The 1,990-nt window shown below is 76.1% G+C and carries 1 protein-coding gene; it reads right to left on the bottom strand.

What is annotated here, in order from left to right; genetic code table 11:
• Positions 1–169: 169 nt before the first annotated feature.
• A partial coding sequence (locus EF903_RS32050; protein WP_260616207.1) for a SpoIIE family protein phosphatase occupies positions 170–1,990 on the bottom strand: 1,821 nt, incomplete at its 5' end.

Raw genomic sequence — 1,990 nt, 5'->3', positions numbered from 1 at the left:
GGGCGGGCTGTTCGGGGTGTCGGACGGGTCATACACGGACGTCTCCGGGGCCGCCTGGCGGGTTCGTGATCCGGATGCTACTGGTAACCACCCACCCATATCCGATATGTCGCCCCTTGCTGTGGCCCCAATGGGCCAGTCGGCGGGGAGGGCGCCTCCGCGGGCCGGCTCACGCGGCGTCCAGGGCGCACTCGGCCCAGATCACCTTGCCGCGGGGGGTGTAGCGGGTGCCCCAGGCCTGGGAGAGCTGCGCGACGAGGAACAGGCCGCGCCCGCCCTCGTCCGTGGCGGCGGCGCGGCGCAGGTGGGGGGCGGTGCTGCCGCCGTCGGAGACCTCGCAGATGAGGGTGCGGTCGCGTATCAGGCGGACCTGGATGGGCTCGCCGCCGTAGCGGACGGCGTTGGTGACGAGTTCGCTGAGCAGCAGCTCGACGGCGAACGCCGGCTCCTCCAGGCCCCACTCGGCGAGCGTGCGGGTGGCGACGGCCCTGATCTCGCCGACGCGGGCCGGGTCCGCCGGGACGTCCCAGGCGGCGATCCGCTCGGCGGGCAGGGTGTGGATGCGTGCGGCGAGCAGGGCGATGTCGTCGTCGGGGTGGTCGGGTGCGACGGCGTCGATGACGGAGCGGCAGGTGTCCTCGGGGGTGCGGCCGGGGTGGGCGAGGGCGCGGCGCAGGTCTTCCAGGGCGGCGTCGATGTCGCGGTGGCGGTCCTCGACGAGTCCGTCGGTGTACAGGACGAGCGTGCTGCCTTCGGGCAGGTCGATCGCGGCCGTCTCGAACGGCAGCCCGCCCAGGCCGAGCGGCGGTCCGGCGGGCAGTTCGGGGAAGTCGACGGAGCCGTCGGGGCGGACCACGGCGGGCGGCAGGTGGCCGGCCCGGGCCATGGCGCACTCGCGGGTGGTGGGGTCGTAGATGACGTACAGGCAGGTGGCCCCGACGATGCCGGTGCTGCCCGTGTCGCTGTCGCCGCCCTCTTCCCTGTCCAGGCGGACCAGGAGGTTGTCGAGGTGGGTGAGGAGTTCGTCGGGGGCGAGTTCGAGTTCGGCGAAGTTCCGGGCGGCGGTGCGCAGCCGGCCCATGGTGGCGGCGGCGTGCAGCCCGTGGCCGACGACGTCTCCGACGAGGAGGGCGACGCGGGTGCCGGAGAGGGGGATGACGTCGAACCAGTCGCCGCCGACCCCGGATTCGGCGGGCAGGTAGCGGTGGGCGACCTCGACGGCGCCCTGCTCCGGGAGGCGGTGCGGGAGCAGGCTGCGCTGGAGGGCGAGGGCCAGGGTGTGCTCGCGGGTGTACTGGCGGGCGTTGTCCATGCACAGGGCGGCGCGGGCGCAGAGTTCCCGGGCGAGCCAGGCGTCGTCGTCGGCGAAGGGGGCGGGGTCCTCGGAGCGGTAGAAGGCGGCCACGCCGAGGTTTCCGCCCCGGGCGCGCAGCGGGACGGCGATGAGGGAGTGCACGGGGTGGCCGCCGAGGGCGGCGGCGGGGTCCGGTCCGCGTGCGAGCCATCCGCCGGCGGCGAGGTCGGGCTCGACGACGGCCTTGCCGTCGGCCAGGCAGCGCAGGTGGGGCGTGCCGGGGCGCAGCTCGACGGGGCTGCCTTCGGGGCGGAAGGGGTGGTCGTCGCGGATGCCGTGGACCACGGTGCGCCGGACGGTGCCGGCGGCGTCCGTGGGCTCCTCGCCGCGCAGGACGGCTTCGGGCACGTCGACGGTGACGTAGTCGGCGAGGCCCGGGACGGCGACCTCGGCCAGCTCGCGGGCGGTGCGGTGGACGTCGAGGGTGGTGCCGATCCGGGCGCTGGCCTCGGCCAGGAGCTCCAGGCGGCGGCGCGCGGCGAGGGCGTACCGGCCGACTTCCGGTTCGCCGACGAGCACGAGCCGGCGGGAGGCGCCGTCGGGGCGGTCGCGGTCGGGCCCTGCGCCGTTGCGGCCGGCGGCGGGTGCGGCGGACGGACCGGATGGACCGGGCGGGGCCTGCGGGCCCGCGGGTGG

This window comes from Streptomyces sp. WAC05292 (assembly GCF_003949955.1).
GTDB classification, from domain to species: Bacteria; Actinomycetota; Actinomycetes; order Streptomycetales; family Streptomycetaceae; genus Streptomyces; species Streptomyces globosus.
The sequence above is the reverse complement of the archived record's forward strand: the minus strand, read 5'-3'. Positions and strand labels throughout refer to the sequence as shown.